Origin of the sequence: Limosilactobacillus balticus (assembly GCF_014145615.1) — a bacterium.
Taxonomy (GTDB): domain Bacteria; phylum Bacillota; class Bacilli; order Lactobacillales; family Lactobacillaceae; genus Limosilactobacillus; species Limosilactobacillus balticus.
Genome location: NZ_JACIVH010000070.1, coordinates 1 through 22,554 on the forward strand (window position 1 = coordinate 1; position 22,554 = coordinate 22,554).

The 22,554-nt window shown below is 36.8% G+C and carries 21 protein-coding genes, 7 tRNA genes, 1 pseudogene and 1 riboswitch; of the genes and pseudogenes, 7 read left to right on the forward strand and 22 right to left on the reverse strand.

The genetic code is table 11. The annotated features are described in order from the left end of the window. Positions 1 to 48: 48 nt before the first annotated feature. The 19 genes from H5S10_RS07685 to fabZ (H5S10_RS07775) form a co-directional block, all read right to left on the reverse strand. Positions 49 to 120 (reverse strand) — tRNA-Glu (locus tag H5S10_RS07685). Positions 121 to 137: 17 nt separating this feature from the next. Further along, positions 138 to 208: transfer RNA gene (locus H5S10_RS07690), tRNA-Gly, on the reverse strand. A gap of 185 nt (positions 209 to 393) precedes the next feature. Then, positions 394 to 467 (reverse strand) — tRNA-Pro (locus tag H5S10_RS07695). A gap of 6 nt (positions 468 to 473) precedes the next feature. After that, positions 474 to 559: transfer RNA gene (locus tag H5S10_RS07700), tRNA-Leu, on the reverse strand. Positions 560 to 575: 16 nt separating this feature from the next. Continuing rightward, positions 576 to 647 (reverse strand) — tRNA-Gly (locus H5S10_RS07705). Between the two features lie 5 nt (positions 648 to 652). Next, positions 653 to 724, reverse strand: a tRNA-Glu gene (locus H5S10_RS07710). 197 nt (positions 725 to 921) lie between these two features. Beyond that, a complete protein-coding gene (gene fabI / locus H5S10_RS07715; RefSeq protein WP_182589219.1) occupies positions 922 to 1,686 on the reverse strand; it encodes an enoyl-ACP reductase FabI in 765 nt (254 codons plus the stop codon). Between the two features lie 10 nt (positions 1,687 to 1,696). Then, a complete protein-coding gene (gene accA, locus H5S10_RS07720; protein WP_182589220.1) occupies positions 1,697 to 2,473 on the reverse strand; it encodes an acetyl-CoA carboxylase carboxyltransferase subunit alpha in 777 nt (258 codons plus the stop codon). Further along, positions 2,466 to 3,314, reverse strand: a complete 849-nt coding sequence (accD, locus tag H5S10_RS07725) for an acetyl-CoA carboxylase, carboxyltransferase subunit beta (protein WP_182586696.1) — start codon at positions 3,312 to 3,314, stop codon at positions 2,466 to 2,468. The genes accA and accD overlap by 8 nt, the downstream gene beginning before the upstream one ends. Further along, complete coding sequence (gene accC, locus H5S10_RS07730) at positions 3,311 to 4,681, reverse strand: acetyl-CoA carboxylase biotin carboxylase subunit (RefSeq protein ID WP_182589221.1); 1,371 nt, start codon at positions 4,679 to 4,681, stop codon at positions 3,311 to 3,313. Before accC ends, accD begins: the two co-directional genes overlap by 4 nt. 8 nt (positions 4,682 to 4,689) lie before the next feature. Next, entirely contained in the window at positions 4,690 to 5,124 is a 435-nt protein-coding gene (gene fabZ / locus H5S10_RS07735) for a 3-hydroxyacyl-ACP dehydratase FabZ (RefSeq protein WP_182589222.1), read from the reverse strand. After that, complete coding sequence (locus H5S10_RS07740; protein ID WP_182586693.1) at positions 5,117 to 5,569, reverse strand: acetyl-CoA carboxylase biotin carboxyl carrier protein; 453 nt, start codon at positions 5,567 to 5,569, stop codon at positions 5,117 to 5,119. Before H5S10_RS07740 ends, fabZ (H5S10_RS07735) begins: the two co-directional genes overlap by 8 nt. A 6-nt stretch (positions 5,570 to 5,575) precedes the next feature. After that, positions 5,576 to 6,808 carry a beta-ketoacyl-ACP synthase II gene (gene fabF / locus H5S10_RS07745; protein WP_182586692.1) on the reverse strand — a complete coding sequence of 411 codons (1,233 nt, stop codon included), beginning with the start codon at positions 6,806 to 6,808 and terminating at the stop codon, positions 5,576 to 5,578. Positions 6,809 to 6,818: 10 nt separating this feature from the next. Then, positions 6,819 to 7,553, reverse strand: coding sequence for a 3-oxoacyl-[acyl-carrier-protein] reductase (fabG, locus tag H5S10_RS07750; RefSeq protein WP_182589223.1), 735 nt, complete (start codon positions 7,551 to 7,553; stop codon positions 6,819 to 6,821). Then, positions 7,537 to 8,487 carry an ACP S-malonyltransferase gene (locus H5S10_RS07755; RefSeq protein WP_182586690.1) on the reverse strand — a complete coding sequence of 317 codons (951 nt, stop codon included), beginning with the start codon at positions 8,485 to 8,487 and terminating at the stop codon, positions 7,537 to 7,539. The genes fabG and H5S10_RS07755 overlap by 17 nt, the downstream gene beginning before the upstream one ends. Continuing rightward, positions 8,487 to 8,729: an acyl carrier protein gene (locus H5S10_RS07760; RefSeq protein ID WP_142499230.1), complete on the reverse strand. Its 243-nt coding sequence runs from the start codon at positions 8,727 to 8,729 to the stop codon at positions 8,487 to 8,489. The genes H5S10_RS07755 and H5S10_RS07760 overlap by 1 nt, the downstream gene beginning before the upstream one ends. 19 nt (positions 8,730 to 8,748) lie before the next feature. Beyond that, the gene (locus tag H5S10_RS07765) at positions 8,749 to 9,723 is read right to left on the reverse strand and encodes a beta-ketoacyl-ACP synthase III (RefSeq protein WP_182589224.1); all 975 of its coding nucleotides are present in this window, start codon (positions 9,721 to 9,723) and stop codon (positions 8,749 to 8,751) included. Positions 9,724 to 9,742: 19 nt separating this feature from the next. Further along, positions 9,743 to 10,189 (reverse strand): MarR family winged helix-turn-helix transcriptional regulator, encoded by a 447-nt coding sequence (locus H5S10_RS07770; RefSeq protein WP_182586688.1) that lies wholly within the window; start codon positions 10,187 to 10,189, stop codon positions 9,743 to 9,745. Between the two features lie 86 nt (positions 10,190 to 10,275). Continuing rightward, complete coding sequence (fabZ, locus tag H5S10_RS07775; protein ID WP_134989036.1) at positions 10,276 to 10,722, reverse strand: 3-hydroxyacyl-ACP dehydratase FabZ; 447 nt, start codon at positions 10,720 to 10,722, stop codon at positions 10,276 to 10,278. 315 nt (positions 10,723 to 11,037) lie between these two features. Between fabZ (H5S10_RS07775) and H5S10_RS07780 the strand changes: the two genes are divergently transcribed. From H5S10_RS07780 to H5S10_RS07795, 4 genes and pseudogenes are all read left to right on the forward strand, one after another. Next, positions 11,038 to 11,111: transfer RNA gene (locus H5S10_RS07780), tRNA-Pro, on the forward strand. A gap of 67 nt (positions 11,112 to 11,178) precedes the next feature. Continuing rightward, the gene (gene xerS, locus H5S10_RS07785) at positions 11,179 to 12,258 is read left to right on the forward strand and encodes a tyrosine recombinase XerS (RefSeq protein ID WP_182589225.1); all 1,080 of its coding nucleotides are present in this window, start codon (positions 11,179 to 11,181) and stop codon (positions 12,256 to 12,258) included. A 71-nt stretch (positions 12,259 to 12,329) separates the two neighbouring features. Next, positions 12,330 to 12,488: a hypothetical protein gene (locus tag H5S10_RS07790; protein WP_182589227.1), complete on the forward strand. Its 159-nt coding sequence runs from the start codon at positions 12,330 to 12,332 to the stop codon at positions 12,486 to 12,488. Between the two features lie 108 nt (positions 12,489 to 12,596). Further along, a pseudogene (locus H5S10_RS07795) lies at positions 12,597 to 13,963 on the forward strand (IS3 family transposase). A gap of 91 nt (positions 13,964 to 14,054) precedes the next feature. On the opposite strand, the gene H5S10_RS07800 reads toward H5S10_RS07795, so the two are convergent. Next, the gene (locus H5S10_RS07800) at positions 14,055 to 16,451 is read right to left on the reverse strand and encodes a glycoside hydrolase family 68 protein (RefSeq protein ID WP_182589228.1); all 2,397 of its coding nucleotides are present in this window, start codon (positions 16,449 to 16,451) and stop codon (positions 14,055 to 14,057) included. A 439-nt stretch (positions 16,452 to 16,890) separates the two neighbouring features. Between H5S10_RS07800 and H5S10_RS07805 the strand changes: the two genes are divergently transcribed. The 3 genes from H5S10_RS07805 (at position 16,891) to H5S10_RS07815 (ending at position 19,939) form a co-directional block, all read left to right on the forward strand. Beyond that, positions 16,891 to 17,745 carry a patatin-like phospholipase family protein gene (locus H5S10_RS07805; protein WP_019251293.1) on the forward strand — a complete coding sequence of 285 codons (855 nt, stop codon included), beginning with the start codon at positions 16,891 to 16,893 and terminating at the stop codon, positions 17,743 to 17,745. A gap of 16 nt (positions 17,746 to 17,761) precedes the next feature. After that, positions 17,762 to 18,409, forward strand: a complete 648-nt coding sequence (locus tag H5S10_RS07810; protein ID WP_066035837.1) for a site-specific integrase — start codon at positions 17,762 to 17,764, stop codon at positions 18,407 to 18,409. Positions 18,410 to 19,285: 876 nt separating this feature from the next. Further along, positions 19,286 to 19,939, forward strand: a complete 654-nt coding sequence (locus tag H5S10_RS07815) for a Crp/Fnr family transcriptional regulator (RefSeq protein WP_182589229.1) — start codon at positions 19,286 to 19,288, stop codon at positions 19,937 to 19,939. A gap of 171 nt (positions 19,940 to 20,110) precedes the next feature. Here H5S10_RS07815 and H5S10_RS07820 read toward each other — a convergent pair whose 3' ends face one another. Together H5S10_RS07820 and H5S10_RS07825 are read right to left on the reverse strand one after the other, a co-directional pair. Next, positions 20,111 to 22,018, reverse strand: coding sequence for a DUF6933 domain-containing protein (locus H5S10_RS07820; RefSeq protein ID WP_182589230.1), 1,908 nt, complete (start codon positions 22,016 to 22,018; stop codon positions 20,111 to 20,113). Further along, positions 22,019 to 22,324, reverse strand: coding sequence for a hypothetical protein (locus H5S10_RS07825; RefSeq protein ID WP_182586683.1), 306 nt, complete (start codon positions 22,322 to 22,324; stop codon positions 22,019 to 22,021). Positions 22,325 to 22,439: 115 nt separating this feature from the next. Next, a riboswitch (TPP riboswitch) is annotated at positions 22,440 to 22,545 on the forward strand. Positions 22,546 to 22,554 lie beyond the last annotated feature (9 nt).

Sequence of the window (22,554 nt, forward strand, 5' to 3'; positions counted from 1 at the left end):
CCTGCTTGTAAGGCAGATGCTCTCCCAACTGAGCTAATCCTCCAAAAGTGACCCGTGCGGGATTTGAACCCACGATACCAGCGTGAAAGGCTGGTGTCTTAACCACTTGACTAACGGGCCATATGAAATTAATTAAAAGCGGGTAACGAGAATCGAACTCGCGACAACAGCTTGGAAGGCTGTGGTTTTACCACTGAACTATACCCGCATATCAGCGACGAATATTATATTATCAAGTTATCCCATAAAAAGCAATACTTTTTTCAAAAAAAGTTTGTTTTATTTCAAAAAACTAATTAATGGCTACTTTAGTACTGCTTATTACAAAGCAAAAATCAAATTTTGACTACAAAAAAGCAACTAAGAAGATTACCTCTTAGTTGCTTAGCCAGATCGGGAAAACAGGATTCGAACCTGCGACCCCCTGGTCCCAAACCAGGTGCTCTACCAAGCTGAGCTATTTCCCGAAATAGTGCCGAGGACCGGGATCGAACCGGTACGGTTATCACTAACCGCAGGATTTTAAGTCCTGTGCGTCTGCCAATTCCGCCACCCCGGCATAATAGAACTGACTAAGCGGAAGACGGGATTCGAACCCGCGACCCCCACCATGGCAAGGTGATGTTCTACCACTGAACTACTTCCGCAAAAGTGACCCGTGCGGGATTTGAACCCACGATACCAGCGTGAAAGGCTGGTGTCTTAACCACTTGACTAACGGGCCATTTAACATATTAAACAATTCTCACTGAAATTGTTAACTCGTCTTTCACAACGTTATTAATAATACCAACTGATCTATAAAATAGCAAGAACTTTTTTGAAAAAAACAAAAAAATCTTGCTATTGTTAAGTTTTCCTTCGAGAAGATAGCAAAAAGACTGAAAAAATCTTATTTCTCAGTCTTTAGAATTTATATTTTTAAATCAAATGTACTCCTTTATCAACATAAATGGTATCGCCAGTAATTCCGGTTGATAAATCGCTCATTAAGAATGCACACACATTCCCAATTTCGCTAATAGTCACATCTTCTCCGTCAACAGTTCTTGCTTGGGACATCTTTAAAAGTTCATCGTGACCTTTAATGCCTGTAACTGCTAATGTCTTAACTGCTCCAGCAGAAATTGCATTAACACGGATTCGTTTTTCTCCTAAATCACGCGCTAAATAGCGAACACTAGCTTCAAGGGCTGCTTTAGCGATTCCCATTATATTATAGTTCGGGATAGCACGTTCAGAACCAAAATAAGTTAAGGTAACAATACTTGCGGGATTATTTAATAGATTTAACTGATTAGCAACCTTAGTGACAGCAATAAGGGAATAAGACGAAATATCTTGAGCGATTGTATAACCATTGCGACTAGCACCAAGAATTGAGCCAGCTAATTCTTCTTTTTTTGCAAAAGCAATTGCATGTACAATTCCATCTACTTTTGCAAAACGATCTTTTATGGCTGTAAAAGCTTGTTCAATACTTTCATCATTCGCTACATCACATTCAATTAATTGATTTTCATTATCTACTAACCGTTGTAAGCTTTTTTTCATTCTGGAATTCTGATAAGTATAGATAATTTGTGCACCTTGTTCAGCCATCATTTGTGCACATCCCCATGCAATAGAACGCTTATTAGCTACTCCCATAACAACGATCTTTTTTCCTGTTAATATATTTCCCATTTGATCCTCCTTAAAACTTGCGATAACGTTTTTTCCTATTTGCTAGAAGTTGATTTGGCGATAATTTTTGCAGGTTGTTTAATCGTTTTATTAAAACTTGCTCGATATCTTTGCAAGTTTGACGATGCTCTTCACTCTCTGGAATAATTCCTTCGATAATCCCTTGCCTTAATAAAGCTTGCGGCACCATTTGCATTAATTCTGCTGCTTTATCTGCCTTCGAACTATCTTTCCACATAATAGAAGCAAACCCCTCAGGAGATAATATAGAATAAGTACTATTTTCTAACATCCATACTTCATCCCCACATGCTAATGCTAATGCACCCCCACTACCCCCTTCACCATAAATAATCGTGATAATTGGAATAGCAAGCGGACTTATTTGCAAAATGTTTTGGGCAATCGCACTTCCTTGCCCATTTTCTTCGGCTTCCTTGCTAGGAAATGCTCCTGCGGTATTAACAAAACAGAATACAGGCCGCTTAAATTTAGCTGCTTGCTTAATCAAACGGAGTGCTTTGCGATATCCATTAGGCATTGGTGAACCAAAATGCTTTATGACCTTCTCTTCTGTTGTTTTTCCTCGATCAGTGGTAATGACGGTAACTGGTTGGTGATGGAAAGTAGCAATTCCACCGACGATTGCAGGATCATCCCCGCCTGCTCGGTCACCATGCAACTCAACAAAATCTGGGAAAATATTTTGAATAATCTCCATCCCCGTAATTTTATTGTCGTTGCGAGCACGTTTAATAATCTCACTTGCTGATAATTGTTCATTCATTAGCAACGCTCCCTGTTTTTAATAGCCATTCAAGCAGCTTTTTTTCATCTTGACGTTTTACAATTCGGTCAACAAACCCATGATGCAGAATATTTTCAGCTGATTGAAGATCGACAGGGATTTGTTGATGGATCGTCTGTTCAATAACTCGACGGCCTGCAAAGCCAACAAGTGCATGAGGCTCAGCGAGAATAATATCTCCGTCCATCGCAAAGCTTGCTGTTACCCCACCAGTTGTTGGGTCGGTTAATACCACAATGTATAAAAGACCTGCAGCAGCATGTTCATTTATTGCTTGCGATATCTTGACCATCTGCATTAATGATGTAATTCCTTCTTGCATCCGTGCCCCACCTGAAGCAGTGAATAATACCACTGCTTGACGATGGGTAGTCGCATATTCAAATAAGCGTGTTATCTTTTCGCCTGTAACAGTTCCTAGTGACCCCATAATAAATGTTGGATCCATAATTCCTAGTGAAAATAGCTGATCATTAATTGAGGCTTCACCAGTTAAGACTGAATCATTCAGTTTAGTTTGTCTTTGGAGTTTGCTAATTTTTTCTTGGTATCCGGGAAAATGTAACGGATCTTTTGTCTGGAGATCGTTATCGAATTCTTTAAAAGAATCTACTAACCATGAAAGTCGATGACGAGCAGGTATTCGTAATCCATAATCGCAGCTAGTACAAACAGCATATTGAGTTAGTTGCTTGGCGAATAGTAATTGATGACAATGAGGACATTTTAGCCACATTTGATCCGGGACTTTTTCATCAGCGTTTTTGTCTGCTTTGATATGCCGTTCACTTAAAGTATTATTTTGATCATATAATTTCACACTGTCAGCTCCTTCTTCCATTGTGGCAAGAAAGAGTCTTCAAGAAACGTTGTTGAAGCTATTCCTGCCAAAAATTTAGGATTGTTTAGGATTGCTAAATGGAAATTTTGGTTTGTTGTTACACCCATAATTACCATTTCATTTAAAAGCCGTTTAATTTTTTCAATGGCTTCTTGGCGATCTTGGCCAAGGGCAATTACCTTAGCAATCATTGAATCATAATAAGGAGTAATCTTACTGCCGGGATAAATAGCAGTATCAATTCGCATCCCTAAATTACCAACTGGAAGATACAAGTAGTTAATCGTCCCAGTCACTGGCATAAAGTTTTGCTTAGGATTTTCAGCATTTATCCGACATTCGATAGCATGCCCATGAACTTGAATATCCTGTTGAGTAAAAGGAAGTGGTTCATTCGCAGCAACGATAACCTGTGCCTTTACTAAATCGATTCCGGTTACCATCTCTGTCACTGTATGTTCAACCTGGATACGAGTGTTCATTTCCATAAAGTAAAAGTGATGGTCCTTATCCATTAGAAATTCTATTGTCCCCGTATTATGATAGTTAATCGCATTGATGGCTCGCATGGAAATTTGTCCTAGCTTTTTTCGCTCTTGTTCATTTACTAGCACACAAGGACTCTCTTCAATCAATTTTTGTTTATTTCGTTGAATCGAGCAGTCTCGTTCAGGAAAGAAAACGGCATTACCAAAATTATCGCGAAACACTTGAACCTCAATATGTTTAACATTCTCCATAATTTTTTCAAGGTACATTCGGTTATCATTAAATGAGAGCCGGGCTTCGTTTTGTGCCTCGCTAAATATTTGCCGCATCTGATTACAATCGTTAATTCGTCGAATCCCTTTACCACCGCCACCAGCAGCTGCTTTTAACAAAATTGGATACCCAATCTTATTTGCAGCATCAACGGCGTCATTAACATTGGTAATATAGTCATCACTTCCAGGAATCACAGGCACTCCTGATTTTTTCATTTGTTCTCGGGCATGCTCCTTATTTCCCATTAAGTCAATAACTGAGGCTTGAGGACCGATGAAAGTAATTCCGCATTCTTCACACATTGTCGCAAATTCCGCATTTTCTGATAGAAAGCCAAAACCAGGATGAATCGCCTGCGCACCCGTACCAAGAGCAGCTTCTAAAATATTTTTCGCATTTAAATATGAGTCTTGGGCGCGGGCAGTTCCAACGCATACAGCTTCATCTGCTAATTGAACATGAAGGCTTTCACGGTCTGCAGTTGAATAAATAGCTACTGTCTTAATTCCTAGCTCCCGTAACGATCGTATTATCCTGACAGCAATTTCACCACGATTGGCGACTAGTACTTTGGAAAACATCAAACCACCTACCCAATCATAAAAGTCAGTTCAGCTGTACAGGCTTTTTTACCATCAACGGTTGCGATTCCCTTACCAATTCCAATGTTTTTGTGCACTTTTTCTAGGTTGACTTCTAACTTTAATGTGTCACCAGGGCGAACTACTTTACGAAATTCTGCTGATCGAATTCCACCAAAATAGGCTGTTTTTCCTTGAAACTCTTTTTGCGATAAGAGAGCGACGGCACCTGTTTGCGCCAGTGATTCAACGATTAATGCTCCTGGTAAAACTGGATTTTGGGGGAAATGACCATTAAAAACCTCTTCATTAATCGTGACATTACGCCGTGCGATTGCCTTCTTACCGGGGATTAATTCATCAACTTGGTCAATTAGCAACATTGGATAACGATGCGGAAGAATTTTTTGAATTTCAGTTATATCTAAAGTTTTATTAGTCATTATCTTTATCCTCCTGCACTGAGAAAAGCGGTTGTTCTACTTCAACTAACTCTTCATTGCTTACACAAATTGAAGTAATGATTCCGTTAAAAGGACTTTTTATCTCTGTCATCATTTTCATTGCTTCAATCACACAAACAACATCTCCCTTTTTTACGTGGTCGCCACTTTTAACATAGGGATCAGCGTCGGGGTTCGGTTGAAGATAAACAGTACCGACTAGGGGCGCAGTTATATTTTGTGAAAGTAAAGCTGGCTGTTCGTTTATCTTTTTCTTAACTGAAGTCGTTTGCTCTGTCCTTTCAGTTGATACAAGATCTTCATGCTTGTGAGTTTGCTTATTTTTACTTAAGTAGAGCTGAAAGGAATCTTGATTTAGTTCTAATTCACGAATATCAGAATCTTCAAAATTTTGCATCAATGTTTGAATCTCTTTAAATTCCAAGATAAATCACTCCCATTTCTTAAAGGCTAAAACAGCATTATGACCACCGAAGCCAAAAGAATTACTTATTGCATAACGGGCGTTTGATGCGTTCTTGTTGTCTGTCGTCACAAGGTTAACTGAGCACTTCGGATCTTGATTAAAACAACCTATATTCATCGGTAATTGTCCTTTTTGTAAAGCAGTTACTGTTAAGACTGCCTCAATTGCTCCCGCAGCTCCAAGCAAATGTCCAGTCATTCCCTTAGTTGAACTGACACGAACACGGCTATCAGAACCGAATACCTGATTGATTGCTTTAGATTCGCCTTCATCATTGGCATGAGTAGCGGTTCCGTGGGCATTAATATAGGAAATTTCGCTAGGACTAACTCCTGCTTCTTTAATCGCTAGTTCCATTGCTCTTGCTGCCCCAGCACCTGTTGGATCGGGGGATGTAATATGGTAAGCGTCCGAGGTAGCACCATAACCGACGATTTCACCAAGAATGTTAGCACCGCGTTTTTGCGCATGCTCAAGATCCTCTAAAATAAGTGTTGCACCCCCTTCGCCTAAAACAAATCCTTGTCGATCTTTATCAAATGGTAAGGAAGCTTTAAGTGGATCAGTTGCTTGCGATAATGCTGTTAATGCTGCAAAACCAGCAATTCCGATTTCATTTACTGAAGCCTCTGACCCACCGGCAATCATTACTTTAGCGCGTCCTTCTTTAACTTGACGAAAGGCTTCTCCAATTGCATTAGTTCCAGTGGCACAAGCAGTCACAATCGATGTACAAATATTTTGTGCATTAAAGTGAATAGAAATATTACCCGCTGCCATGTTGGCAATTGACATTGGAACAAACATTGGGGATACCCGTTTAGGACCCTTATCATGCATTTTAATAATTTGCTCTTGAATAGTTGTTAAACCACCAATTCCGGATCCATAAATCACACCCATGTCAACCGGCTTGGTATTTGTTTCATTGATCTCAGCCATTTCCATTGCTTCAATCGCACTTTGTAAGGCATATTGAGAATAAAGGTCCATTCGACGCGCAGCTTTTCTCCCAATGACATCATTAGGGTCAAAGTTGTCAATTTCACCAGCTACGGTAATTCCTGTCGAATTGGCATCAAACTTCTTGATCGTTTTAATTCCAACTTTGCCTGCAAAACTATTACTTATAAACTCTTGAATACCATTACCATTAGGAGCAACAGCACCCATTCCTGTTATTACAACTCTTGTCATTTTGTCCCTCCTAGATTGTCATCCCACCATCGACGACAATAGTTTGACCGGTTAAATAATCATTTTCTGCTAAAAATTTTGCCGTCTTAGCAACTTCTCCTGGCTGTCCTAAGCGGTTGAGAGGGATACGATTAAGCAGCTGATCTTTTACCCGTTCAGATAATTTTTCGGTCATATGACTAGCAATCATTCCGGGAGCAATCGCATTGCAACGAATCCCGCGGCGAGCTCCTTCTTGGGCAATTGATTTAGTAAGGCCGATTATTCCTGCCTTGCTTGCAGCATAATTAGCTTGACCAGTATTACCATGCAGACCAACAATACTAGCAAGGTTGATAATGCAACCAGTTCGTTCTTTGAGCATTTTCTTAAAAATAGGTTGCGTTAACATAAAGGTTCCTCGTAAATTAACGTTGATGACTTGGTCAAAATCACTAGCTTTCATCCCCATCATTAACTTATCATTCGTGATTCCAGCATTATTAATAAGAATGTCTATCTTCCCATATATTTGCCAAGCAGTTGTTGCTAATTCACTAACTGATTCTTTATTTGCGATATCGCCTTTAAGGTAGTGATAGTCTGTCCCTAGTGAATCTAGTCTTTCTTTAAGCGCGGTTGGTAAGTTATCCTGCCGCCCATTGAGGATTAGTCGACTACCAGCTTCAGCGAACTCTAACGCAGTGGCTGCCCCAATTCCGCGAGTACTTCCGGTTATAAAAACGACTTTATCTGTCAGTTTCATCTTTTTGCTCCTTTATAAAATTTTCATAATCAGCAAGATTTTCAATATGTTGAGTATTTAAACGATGGTCAACTTGGTGAGCAAAGCGAGATAATGTCTTTCCAGGACCAATTTCTAATGTTGTGTCAATTTTTGCGCGCTTGACTAATTCCTTAACATTAGCTCCAAAGTGTGTTGGAACAGCTAATTGTTTTTCAAGGATTCCTGGAAGATCTTCACAATGAAATAAGCTGTTAGTAGTATTGCTAATAACTTCAATCTGTGGCTCATGGAAGTCGACCGTTTGTAACCGGTTATGCATCTGTTGACGTGCACCGTTAAAGAAAGGTGTATGAAATGCACCATTAACTTTGAGCATAACCGTTCTTTTAGCAAGCTTGCCTTCTTCAATCTTTTTAAGAGTAGCCCTTAAGTCGGTTAATGCCCCGCCCACTACGATTTGTCGTGGCGAATTATAGTTAGCAATATAAACCCGCTGATCATTTTCTTGTTGAGCGGTGATTAGTTCTTTTATCTCTTGAAGTTGAGGGTCAAGGACAGCTGCTAATGTACTTATTTCCTTGTCCGCGTCTTGTTGCATAAAGCGAGCACGGTCCGCGACTAGTTTAATTCCTTCTTCAAATGAAAGTGAATTGCTAGCAATTAAGGCAGCGTACTCGCCTAAAGATAGGCCAATCATCCCCTTAATTGATAATTGAGGTAGATCTCGTTTTAACATTCGGTAGATTCCATAACTAACTGTTACAATTGCTGGTTGAACATATGCTGTTTTATTCAACTCGTTATGCTCGTTTTTCATAATTTTGAGCAAATCAAGTTCACAAATAGTGCTTGCCTGGCTAACAATCCTTGAAAAAAGGGAGTCGGCCATAAGCTCGACTCCCATTCCCGATCGCTGTGCACCTTGACCACTAAATAATATTCCGTAGTACATTATTTTTCATCCAATTGTTTCTTTACGAAATCAACAACATCACTAATAGTCTCGATTCCTTCATCAGCATCTAATTCAATTTCAAACTTATCTTCAAGCTCATTCATAATTTCGAAAACATCAAGACTATCAGCATCAAGATCGTCTTTGATTCGTGCATTCATCGTTACACGATCTTCGTCAACATCTAATTCATCAACAGTAATATTTTTTACAGTATTAAAAATTTCTTCTTTAGTCATATTCATTCTTCTTTCTCTATTAATAATTTAAAATTATTGTTCCTGTACTTAAACCGCCGCCAAAACCACTCATTGCAATAATATTTCCTGGCTTAACTAATCCTTGGGTAATAGCTTGAGTCAATAAAATTGGTTCACTAGCAGCGGCCGTATTTCCATATTCACTAATATTCATTGGAAACTTTGTAATTGGTTGTGCCAGCCTCTTTGCAATTTGGGTAATTATCCGTTCATTTGCCTGATGTAATAAAAAATAATCAATATCGTCTATTTTCAAATTAGCTTGTTGAACGGCAGAAGCAATTGAGCGTGGAACTTCATGAGTGGCAAAACGATATACATCACGACCAGCCATCATAAATGGTGAAAGGGATGTTAGCTGCTTAGGAAAGCCGGCTTTAAGCGATGTTCTTCCGGCAATAATTTTATCTCCCAAGTCACCAAATGTATGGAGATCACGGCCGAGAATTAAAGGAGTTGTTGTAGCTGTCTTTTGAAGTAGCACCCCTCCAGCCCCATCGCCGAATAATACAGCGGTACTTCGATCTTTCCAATCAATCAGTTTTGATAATACTTCCGCGCCAATTACCATTGCATTTTGCCAATAAGAGTTTTTCAACATTAACTCAGCTGTATTCATGGCATAGATAAAGCCAGTACAAGCTGCTGAGATATCAAACGCAATTGCATTTTTTGCTCCTAATCTTCCTTGAACAATGGCAGCCGTTGAAGGAGTATAGGCATCAGGAGACATCGTTGCAATAATGATTAAATCAAGTTCAGTCGCCGTTAAATTAGCATTGGTCAATAACTGATTACCAACGTTAACAGCCAAGTCTGATGTGTTTTCATTATTGCTGATATAACGTTGATGAATTCCAGTCCGCGTCTTAATCCACTCATCTGAAGTATTCATGATTGTTGATAATTGCTGGTTAGTAATTTTGAGTGATGGATGATAACTCGCAGTACTAGTAATTCTTAAATTTTGCAATGTTGGTCAATCCTTATCTCTAAGCATGCTCATCAACAAAATCTTCTAAGTTTTGCAAGGCTTTTTTGACAACCTTCATTTCCTCATCACTCATTCCTTGGAGGAAACGTTCAACCATCATATTATGGAAAGCACGGTGCGCACGATATAGCACTCGTCCTCTTTTTGTTAAACGTAACCGAACAATGCGGCGATCATCTTTATCACGAATTCTTTCAACATATCCCTTGCGAATTAAACGATCAGCCATTGAAGTCATTGTTCCTGGAGTTAAATGAAGTTTTTCTGCTACTTGAGAAATTGTTTGATGGTTATACATCGTAATTGCATCAATCGCATGCATTTCTTTAATTGTTAAATCATTGAATGTACTTTTCCGTAATTCATTTTCTTCAATCCATAGAATTCCGGAATAAACCTTTATTAATCCTTTATTGATTTTTTCATAATCATTATCTTTACTCATAATATATTTCTTCCCTTCAATTTTATTCTATAGCCCCGAATAATTTGATTATCAAAATATATTATAAATGATAATGATTCACCATGCTAAATCTTTTCTTCTCGTTCAGCAACGATAAAGACAAGCTCTGCACTACAAGCTATTTTGTCGTTCACAAGCGCTTTTGTTTCCACAATTCCCATTGATGATCGAACTTTTTTCATAACAATATTTAGTTTTAATACATCACCAGGGCGGACCATTTGTCGAAATCTTGCTTTATGAATTGCACCAAGATAAGCTGTTTTTTTATAAAAATGTGGTGATTTTAATATCAAAATTGAAGCAGCTTGTGCCAAAGTTTCGATAATTAAAACTCCAGGCATAACAGGATTATGAGGAAAATGACCGCGAAAAAATGATTCGTTAATTGTGACATTTTTTGTTGCGGTAATCTTTTCTTCAGGAACTAATTCATCGACATAATCGATATAGCAAATCGGATAGCGATTAGGAATTAATTCCATAATCTCCTGCGCATTCATTATTGCCAAAAAGATTCACCTGCCTTCAAAAAAATATTTCGAGTATCAAAATATTCGATGATCAAATTATATTCAAAAGTATTTTGGATGTCAAACTATTTTATGGAAATATATTCTTTATACCTAGTCGATAATAAAATTATTTATCATCTTTATTGAATGTTAGAGAAGCATTTCGGTTCAATCATGTTTTTTGCAATTAATAAAAATTTTGCTATGATGTCATTTAATTTTCAACTATTAATCACCTTAAATTAAAAATGCTTAAAATATTTCTTTACTCTTTAATTAAGAATTGGTAAAATAATATTTGTTCGTTGTTAACGGGAAATAGCTCAGCTTGGTAGAGCACCTGGTTTGGGACCAGGGGGTCGCAGGTTCGAATCCTGTTTTCCCGATAGTTTTAGAGAGTCGTTGAAAGTTTTCTTTCAAGCGGCTCTTTTTAGTATCAAGGAGGATATAAAAATGGAAGCAGATAAATATTTAAAGCTAATTCAAGAGGAGCTTCAAAACCTTCCTGATTATGTTAACGAGTATTATTTAGGGACCAATCATGCAGTTACAACAACCTATCAGTACTTAACTGAAATTCGGAGATTCTTTGATTGGTTACGGTCAAGTGGGCTCGTCGCTGTTAATTCTAATAAGGATCTACCAATCGATACGCTAGCTAATTTACGACGCAGCGATGTAATGCTTTATATCGATAATCTTCAACATACTACCAATGCACAAGGACGGTTAAATTCCCCCACTTCAATTAATCGATCTATTAATGCATTGAGGTCATTATATAAGTTTTTAACAGTTACCGCAGATAATAATAATGGTGAGTCTTATTTTGACCGTAATGTAATGTTGAAGATTGACTCCCTTAATGATACAAAAACATTAAATTATCGAGCACATACCCTAGCTTCACACATGTACCGAGGACAAATGAAATTTGATTTTATCACCTTCATTGAAAAAGAATATCCGAACAAATGTGATAAAAGAGCCCTTCCCTCTTATAAAGTAAACAAAGAACGAGATATTGCAATTATTGCTCTTATTTTAGGAACAGGCGTCCGGGTATCTGAAGCGGCCAATGTAAATCTTGGTGACTTAAACTTAAAGCAATCACTGCTGGATGTAACAAGAAAAGGTGGCCAAAAAGATTCGGTACCAATTGCACCTTGGGCTGTTAGTTATATCCAAACTTATCAAGCGATTCGTGCGCAGCGATACCACGCTTTAAAAAAGGATACTGCTTTCTTCCTAACCGTTTATCACAAGCAAACTCGACGAATGACAGCTAATGCAATTGAAAAAATGGTTAAAAAGTATTCAACCGCTTTTGGACATCCTCTTACTCCCCATAAATTACGTCATACCCTTGCTTCTGAAATGTATGAGGTAACAAAAGATCAAGTATTAGTAGCTCAACAATTGGGACAAAAAGGAACATCTGCTACCGATTTATATACTCACGTTGACCAGAGGCAACAGCGGGATGCCCTTAAAGAAATTAGTGAAACTTCATATAAAAAAACAAATGAATAAAATCCTTTTCTATAAAGATAATCTTCGCTATAATGATAAATGGTGTATAAATTTTTATGGAGGAGAAAATTTTGGGCTTTATTACATCACTATTTGGAAAAAGAAAATATGTTTGTCCGTTTTGTCATGAACACTATACTTTTTCTGCGATGCATGCACGAAAGTTAGCTGACAAAGATGGTCAAATTCACTGTTACTACTGTCGCAAGGTTTTACAACAATTGCATTAAAGTATTAACGAGGATTCGCTTTTTTACAATAAAAACTTTCAAAATAAAAAACCGTTAAGCTGTGACGTGTACCCCCAGAGTTGGAAATCAACTCTGGGGGTATTTTATATGACCAAAATTAGCGTTAAAACTAAACTTAAAGCTGTTGAAGAATATGCTAACGGTGATCATCAGTTAGGCATAAATACGGGATTGCTGAACATGATTTCCAAATTTGGGTGGGAATTTATGCAAGATTTGGTAAAGGATCATTACTCAATCCACCCAAAGTAACTGGGGATTTTCGGTTAAATCTGGTAAAGTGGAAACAAGAAAATTTGGCGTCAATCTCAGAAACTTGTATTCACTTTGGATATCGTTCCCCAGGTTCAGTGTATCAGTGGGAATGTCTCTATAACAAGCAAGGGCCACAGGCTTTACTGAGATTGCGTCGGGGAAGGAAACCTAAAAATGGTCAAACGACACGACAAGAATCAAGACAAGCTTCTTCAGCTCCAAAAACAGAACCAAGCCTTACAAAGAGAAAACTTATTGTTAAAGATACAACTCGATGCCTCAAAAAAATTGACAGCCTTGAGAAAGCGTCCAAAAAAGGACTCGCACAAGTAATTTATGACCTCAAGGCTAAATACTTATTAAAGGATTTGATCGATGCACTTCCCATTTCCATGTCAACCTATCAGTATTGGCAAAATCGGTTTGAACATCCGGATGAGGATGAAGAAGAACTTAAAGCCGTTATTAAAGGCCTCTTTAACTACTACCAAGCTAAATACGGCGTACGCCGTTTAAGCACTCAAATTCGAGACTACTATCGCTTAATTGGTAAAAAGACACCTAATCATAAGCGCATTCAGCGCTTAATGCATGAAATGGGACTTAAATGTATCAAATATAATCGGCGAGTCCGTAAGTATGATTCCTCTAAGGGACCAAATGGCAAGAAAGCTAAGAATAAGCTAAATCGGCGTTTTATGAGTAACCGTAAATATCAGAAAATGGTTTGTGACATTACAGAATTAAAGGCTCATGATGGGCGAAAAGTGTACTTAGAAATTATTAAGGACTTGGCAACTAACCAGCTTCTCACTTGGTCAATCAGTCAACATCCAAATCTTCAATTCGCATTAGATCCACTCCAGCAATTACTTAAGCAGTTACCTCATACAGGATACCAATTAACTTTACATACTGATCAAGGCTGGCACTATCAACATCGTGCTTGGCGCAAACTACTTCGCTAGAGAAACATTAGGCAAAGCATGTCGCATCGAGCAACCTGTCTGGATAACGCTGCCTGTGAAACAGTCTTTAGTAAACTGAAAGCAGAAATTGGTCCTGATACCAGTTATCGCAATCAAGAAGAATTAAGCCAAGCAATTAATGAATGGAGTCACTTTTATAACGAACGCCGTATTCAGACAAAACTAGGCAACCAAACTCCACTTCAATATGAGCAGAATCTAGTTGCCTAGAAAAATATTTATTCAATTTTAAAGCAAGAACATACAGGTTCCAACTTTAAGGATACACGTCACTGCATTTAAGGCTTAGCGGTTTTGTTTTTTAGTTAAATCGACGCTTGTTAATTCCTGCAAGTCCAAACATACTAAGCAAAGTTCCTAGACCTAAACCAATCACGGCTGTATTAGTAGTATTCCCCGTTTGTGGTAAGTGAGTATTAGTTTGAATTTTAGGCTGCTTAGGATCTTCTGGGGTATTAGGTGTTTTCGGAGTACCTGGTGTCTCTGGTGTTTGAGGTGTTCCAGGCTTTTCTGGAGTCTTTGGTGTTTTTGGAGTATTAGGTGTCTCAGGAGTTTCTGGAGTAGTTGGCGTTTCCGGATTCTTTGGCGTAGCAGGATCATGTGGCTTCAATCCGTAACCAATTAGATCCCAATCAACAGGTTTATCACGCTCACCAGGTAAGGCAGCAGAATCCAGATCACCAATCATATCAAGATTTTCGCTTGAATCATCCCAAATCCAATCCCCTTGGTTAGTCATTTTGGCTAAAACAGTAGTTGTATTATCAGGATTAATTTGTAGCAAGAAACTTGGTGCCCAGGTTGAATCCATCCCTTCTCCAGCTACTCCGTTTCTATTAGTCATATATGAAGTAACTAACAATTGATCGTCTTTTCCAACAACAGGCACAGCGTAGTATGAATAAGTTGCAGTGCGCCAGTTTGCTGGAACAGATGCCGTTAATACAACGCCAGAATCATTCAATGGCTTATAAGGACCAGTCAGACTATCAGCAACATATCCAACCATTGCCACATTATCACCAACCGTATAATTGGCATTCATCCATGCATCATCATTACTTCCTCGATTTAAACGGGTAGCGGCAAACAAGTAATACTTATTACCCAATTTAACTACATTGGGGCGCTCAATTTCATCACTTACCATTGGTGCAGAAATTAATGGTGAGTATAATTCTGCCACGTTAGGATTCTTTTCGTCCTTATTTAGTTTGAGGATACCGATAGCTGCATTAGCCCAGGTTGCCCGACTCTTAATATCATCATTAGAAAGAATTCTAAATAAACTCTTGATATTAAATGCGTCATCTCCGCCATAATTTAGCCAGTTATAAATTTGATCCTCGCCTTGATAATTTTCTAAACCAGTACTTGCTTCAAAAACAAGGTACCGATCACCATTATCATCTTCAATTACATGGGCATCACGCATTGCAATATTATCAGCACCTTTGTTAGTAGCTTTCCATTGATCATAAGTTTGGTAGTAATAGCCATCACCTTCAAATACAATATGATCATTCGCTACATGAGCGAGCGATACATTTCCATTATTATCAGTTAAATAAAGAGTAGCGCTAGCAATTTTTTGATGATTGGTATTGTTATCAGATGTGTCTACCCTTGTATAAAATAATTGGATAGAGTTATCGCTATTTAAAACAGCTGATCCTGACCATTCTTGAGAAAGTGGAGTTGCATTATAGCCAAAAATTGGACCTGCATTCTTCCAATGACTTAATTCATTATCACCATACTTATTATATAAGAGATAGATATGATTATCATTTTGATTTGGAATCCCCATCATTGCGATGACAAGTTGATAGCCATTCCAATTAGCAACTTGTCCTGTCCGAACATCTTGAACTGGCCATGAATCCCATACATCTAAAGGCTCAATAGTATTAGTTTGTGCATCTTTAGTTGTAGCGGCAGGCATATTTTTGATTTCACTTGCTTTAAAGAATGGAACTGTGTACCGACCATCTTGTTTGATTAACGTATCGGCAATCTTTTGGAAATCATTATAAGTCATCTGTGTACCAGATTTTGCAGTTTTTGAGAAGTTAAGCTTATTCAATACTTTAATTTGATCCGGAGTTAAACTAGTTGGATCAATTCCCGCCTTTTTTACAACGTTTTCCGCATCTTTGTTTAACTTAGCGGTAGTATTCTTTTTACTGGATTGTTGATCATCATTTTTTGCAACTGAAGAATCATTAGTGTTTACAGCTGGTTCGTTTTTGGCTTCAGAAGATTCGTTAGCGGGTGCAGCTTTTTGCGTGTCATCATTTTTGGCTGTATTAGCATTTTCTTGAGCCGCTTTACTATCTGTATTATTTGATGAAGCTGCGGAACTTGTAGATGAAGTCATTGCAGCAGAATTTGCTACTTGACTGTTAGAATTTTGTGTATTAGCGGCAGAAGAAGCACTATTTGCATTAGCAGAATTTTTAATAGTCGCATCACTAGCTGCACTAACTTGACCACTACCAAGTGTCACACTTTTAACAGCAATATCATTATCACCTGTTGTAACTTGTACAGTAGAAGAATCATTGTTTTCAGTATTTGTGTCCGCGGATGCATTTACAGTTGTTGCACCAAATACCAGCGCAGCAGTAGAGAGTGTAACGACTGCCCAATTTTTACCGCTTTTATACATTTTCTTATGTTCCTTGCGTTCTAGCATAGAAATAACCCCGTTTCTTTACTTTTTTGCTAAACGTTTAACAATTAACTGTGCACTATTTTATTATGATTATCTTAAATTATCAATAGTTCCTTCATAAAAAGTTCATATTTAAATAATTACTTTCTACTCACTTTTGGTAATACTACTTATCCCCCCTAAGACGAATTGTAATGACCTACTACTCATCAAAATGAGTTTCATTTCGTCTGAGAGGCAATTTCTGTTTTTGCCCCGATTTTTGCATTATTTTAAAATCAGTAAGACTCTTTTGATAAAAGAGTCTTACGTTCACTGAGAATAAACGTTGATATAACAAGCTTTTAAAATCCTACATTTTCACGTAAGACTGTTGTATAATTTTATTGAAAAAGTGTCTCACTAAAAAGTAGCCCATTTCTGCTATTTTTTAGGGGATAAAAAGGAGTTATTTCAGTTTATGTTATATAATGCAGCATTAGTTTTAGAAGGTGGCGCATTCCGTGGACAATATACTGCCGGAATAGTTGATACATTTCTCGCTCACCATATTGAATTTCGAAGTGTAATTGGTGTTTCTGCTGGTTCGCTTTGTGGAGTTAATTTCGTTTCTAAGCAATATGGACGCGCTGCCAATATTAATATTAATCATCGGCACGATCGTCAATATATCTCGATGGCTCGTGTATTTAAAAAGCAAATAATCAATCTTGATTATCTTTTTGAGGATCACGGATATTCTTGGCAGAATTTTAACGAGGCAGCTTATCGTCGTTCAGCATCCCATTTCACAGCAGTCGCTACTTCTGTGAAAACAGGAAAAACAGTTTTGTTTACGGATCCTGTTGGTGAGGAGCTAACCAATGCCCTCAAAGCTTCTTCTTCGATGCCCTTTCTTTCAGATCCACAGGAAACATCCCAAGGGCCTTGTCTTGATGGCGGGATTACAGATTCTATTCCATTTGATATTGCACAACAACAAGGATATGACAAGATTGTTGTTGTCCGGACCAGAGATGTTAATTACCGGAAGAAGCCATCCAGTTCTGCTGTAAAGAAGTTATATAACATGGTATATAAAGATTATCCCGAATTTGCTAAAGCAGGGATCGATCGCCCCCTTCTCTACAACCAACAGATTGCTGAAATTAATCGCCTAGCTCGTGAAGGAAAGATCTTTAATATCGCTCCCTCTAAACCAATCAAGATTAAACGGATTGAAGGAAATGTTAAGAAGATTCGAGCACTTTACGAAACTGGTCGGAAAGAAGGAGAAAAAATAGTCCCTACTTTAGTTGATTACCTTACAAACTAATAAAGGAAGAAATATTATGTCGACTAAAAAGCGAATTTATATTCCCAAAAATAAAACTAACGGTCAAATTAAGGGTAAACGGAAAATCTGGGTAGAGAATGTTAAATTTTTAACTCTTGAAGAATATGATCAGCTCCGTGAGACAATTAAGTTGCATTCTCGTCCTGAATTGGTTAACCGGAACCTATTACTAATTGCAATTGCCCTTAATAACGGATTACGAGCATCAGACGTTGTGACATTAAGGGTTGGTCATGTTCTAAACAAAACTAAAACCCGTGTTATTGAACAAAAAACTGGTAAAGCTAAAACCCTCTTTTGGAATAATTGCCTTGCCGAGATTATTGATTATCTTAACGACTTAGATTACAAAGATGAAAATGATTACCTTTTCCCCGGAAAACAAGAAGGCCATTTTTCGGTGCATGGCTTTTACGAGATGTTGCAACGAATGGCTAGAAAAACGGAAAATAATAAAATCGTTGCTAAGATTGGAACACACTCTTTTAGAAAAACTTTTGGTCGCCAACTCTATAAGAAGGGGGTTAACGTTGAAATCATTTCGCAGTTGTTTAATCACTCCTCCGAACGGAATACGCGCCACTATCTGGGGATTGAGCAAGAAGACCTTGATAAAGTGGTTCAAAATTTCAAATTTGAATAGTTATTATTCTGAATATTATGTAAACTAAAATATTTAATAACTTTATATACTAATTATATAAAAACACCCTTCACATTTCCGTGAGGGGTATCATCATCCATCAGATATCTATTGTGCTTGTTATAGTTACCCTTATTTGTTATTACTCTAAACATCAATAAAATAACTTACAACTCTCTATATTCGAACTTTTACTAAAAAACCACCCATAAATTCAAATCATATGATGATTCGAATCCCTAATAACGAGTTTTATTATAAATAATCAAATAAAACAAGTATTCTCGAAGTGATTTTTGATGGAGCACCTTCAAATCCATCAAAATCTTCCCTAATGAAATTTAGGCATCTTTTTTATCAACTATAAATAAAAATCAATTTAGAATGTAACTTTACCGAAAGTAATTTTTTGTTAATTTAGCGCTATTAATCATAAACTACTTTATATATTAAGACTAACAATTATTTTATACGCATATTACAAGTTATTTAGTACGGTCGAAGGAGTATATGAACTGTATTCAAATACTCTAAATTTATTTTTGGGGTAAACGTATTGTCATTTAAGAATGGAGTTAACATTTTAATTAAATTGATTATTTTATAGCATTCGCTAATGAATAAGTGATATCAAAAAGCCTATCTTAATTCATTTTACCCGTAGGTTTTCTAATAAAAATACTTAGTAAATATTAATCAACTCCTCTTAATTATTTTTTGATTTTTCATTGCTTTTTTCACTCTATTATCGCATAATTGCTATACATAGCTGTTTGAAACATACAATTTTATTTCCTGTGATAATTATAATTCATTAATAAATTCAAAAAAATGATGAACATCAACTTTTGGAATTTTAATAAAGGAATAATAGCTATGAAAAATAAAGATTATATACATCGTGTCCCACTATTTAATGATTTATCTAATGAGGGTAAGGAGTATCTTAAAAGTTTACTACATCACAAAGCTTTTAATAAAGGAGATCTTATTTTTTCACCGAATTCACAAGATGAGTTAATTATTGTTGTTTTAGGCCAAATGAAAGTTTATAAGTTGAATAAAGATGGAAAAGAACATATTATCCGCATTATCGGCGCTGGAGATTATGGTGGAGAAAATTATTTGTTTGATTTGGAAAATACATCAGTTTATGGGATTGCTTTAACCAAGACTGAAGTATACATTCTTTATAAAGCAGATTTTCACAAATTACTAAAAATAGACCATCAAGTTGGACAAAATCTCTTAAAATTAAACGCTAAAAAATCAGTTGAATTAGAAAGGCAAGCGCAATTGCTATCTTTTTATCGCGTTGATGTCAGATTAGTAGCCTATTTAGAAGATCTTTATAATGAAGAAGAAAATTCTATTACCCTCCCAATGTCACTAAAAGACCTTGCAAGTTATTTAGGTACTAGTGCTGAAAGTCTCTCCCGTTGTTTTAAGGATTTTGAAACAAAAGGCTGGATAGAACGACATCACAGAAAAATTATTATAAAGCCAGCTTTTTGGGAGGAATTTAAGTAAGTTTTATGCGGATAACATAATTTTAATAGCTATTTATATCCTGATATTAACTAAATTTGACATTGAAATAGAATGAATTTTGAAGAATTCTTGTCATTCAATTGACTTTAAACTCTTCATAAGCAAAAAGATGGCGACCGCTGAGAAAATTTTCTCGCGTCTCCATCTTTTTTATAATTCTTCTACTTGTTTATACAGCTTTGAAATCACTTTTGGCGGTAAATTGCTACTTTCAAGGAAGTTTAGTAACTCATCACGGTTAATGCTTCCCGCTTTAATTCTACTGATAATCTCACTTGACAGTTTGGGATCATCCAAATTAATTCCCATTTCAGAAACCAATTCAGCAATGTCTTTAGTCCTTAACATTTCATAATTAGTCCATCCCCGGTTCCATGGGCGTCGAATATTTGTCGCAATTAATACTAAAAGTTTAATCAATGGTTCATTAGCTTTATCCTGCTTTACACTAAGGCCATGCTCCTCGTTTAAGAATACAATGACCTTAGTGATAGCCTTATTTACGCTTGATAATTCGAGCTCATAATCACTCATTTTCAATTGGTAAAGGGATAGGAAAGCAGCACCTTTAAGGTCGTCTCCAGATAATCCATATTGGTTAGCAAGCAACTCTTCCAAGTCTTGCTGATAGTTACTGATATTGGCAAATGGATTAAAGTTATTATCAATTAAGACTTCTTTTTCTGGAATATAGTATGGAAGGCCCTGTTGATGTTTATAAAACGAAGGCAGTCTATCTCCATCTTTAATAAGAAGTGGACTAAAGATGAAAATTTCAGGAGCAATATCAACATTCTGAAATGCTTCTCTAAAATCAATGATACAGTATTCCATCGTCATTTCGTCAAATTTATTTTGAATGTATTGATCGAAGCGCTCTTTATCAATTGATGGATTTTGGGAATGAATAATTTGGTAAGCTTGTTGTGCAGAAATAAGACCATACAAAGCAACAAATGATTTAAGATATTCATCAAGCATTTTATCAGTTTGTGAATCGAATACTACTGGAAGCTTCTCTGATTCACTAAATAATGAAGCGAGAAAATCCTCGATCGCTTGATCTTCACCTTCATCTTCGTATTCGTATTCTTCATCAAGGTCGACCGAGTCTTTTTGCGTATCTACGAGAATGTCATCGTACTCATTATCACTAATAATATTTTTATCTTTTAAGTACTTTGCCAGTTTCTTCAAGGAAGCCTTAATATTCGTTCGTTCTGTCTTGTCTACTCCGTGAAATTCTAATTCATCAACACTACTATGAACATAAATATTGAAAATAGTACTCAAACGATAGGCAGCCCATTCATTAAGATAAAATCGCAAGTTATCTCGATAGCGGCGAACAGTTTTAGCACTATAATTACTCTTGGCATCAACAAGGAAAAGGTCTAAGAGTTGATTATTTGCATCTTGGATTTGTTGGATTACATTATCCACTTCATCGGCAGTAAGGTCTTCTCCATCTAACTGACTTAATCTTCTTAACTTATTAGTAATTTCTTTTAAATATAATTCTTCAAAATTTACGTGTTTAATGTTAAACGGTTGAGCCATTTCGATTATCTTAACTGTCTCGTCTTCACCAACATAAATTCTGCCTTTTTGTTGTACCTTCTTAACCAATGCTTTTGCTAAGTCTATTTCACTGGTTATGGTTTTAGCTTGTGGCTTTATGACATTCTTATAAAAATTAGTTATGGTTTTTATTTGCAAAGGGTGAATCGTTTTACTGATTTGCCAATCCCCACCTATGGCTAAGTAATCTGCCAATGATTCGGCAGACAACCCTAACTCTTGCCAAACTATTGCTAGTTGTTTCTCAAAGCGCTCTTTAATCGTCTGTTTATTTTTAGCATTTACATCAAACAAGACAATTGCCATGGTAGTAGCATCATTTAAGAAAATCATGTTCTTTTTGCGTTTAGCAGTATAGTAAGTAGCATGCCATGAAAAAAGCGGATTAGCTAAGACCATTGCCATATTCTCTTTACTCGTTGCTTGTTGATAAGTATTAAATAGCTTCTGTGCTTTCTTTTCGACGTTAATAAACACTTAGTTTCCCCCATCTCTTTTCGTAATCATTACATTTCCATCTTCTGGATTTCCATATACTTCATAAGCACCATTTAACTTAATTTCCCGGTAGTCTTGACCAGCATAGTTCCCCTTAATCGTATACTTTCCATCTGGTAAGGTGCCAACAGGTTGGAAGAGCTCTGGTACCGGCTTTTTATCTGTGACGATAATCTCAAATTCGCCGTCTACTCCCCCATTGCTAAATGTCAATTTTTGATTAGTATCATCATTAATAATGACAACTTCAGCTTTATCAGTAGTTTGACGTATTTCTTCTTCCATTCTAAATTCTCCTACCTTTTTATTTATTACATTTTACAATTATCATCCCCATTTTGCCAATTATCTTTATTGATATTCATAAAGAATAAATTGCGGTATACTATTAATAGACAATTTATTGCATTAGGGGTGCCCATAGTGCTGGGCTGAGATATGCAGAGATGCATGGACTCTAGAACCTGTAAGTTAACGCTTGCGTAGGAAAATGCACCGGACTTTAATACTCAAAG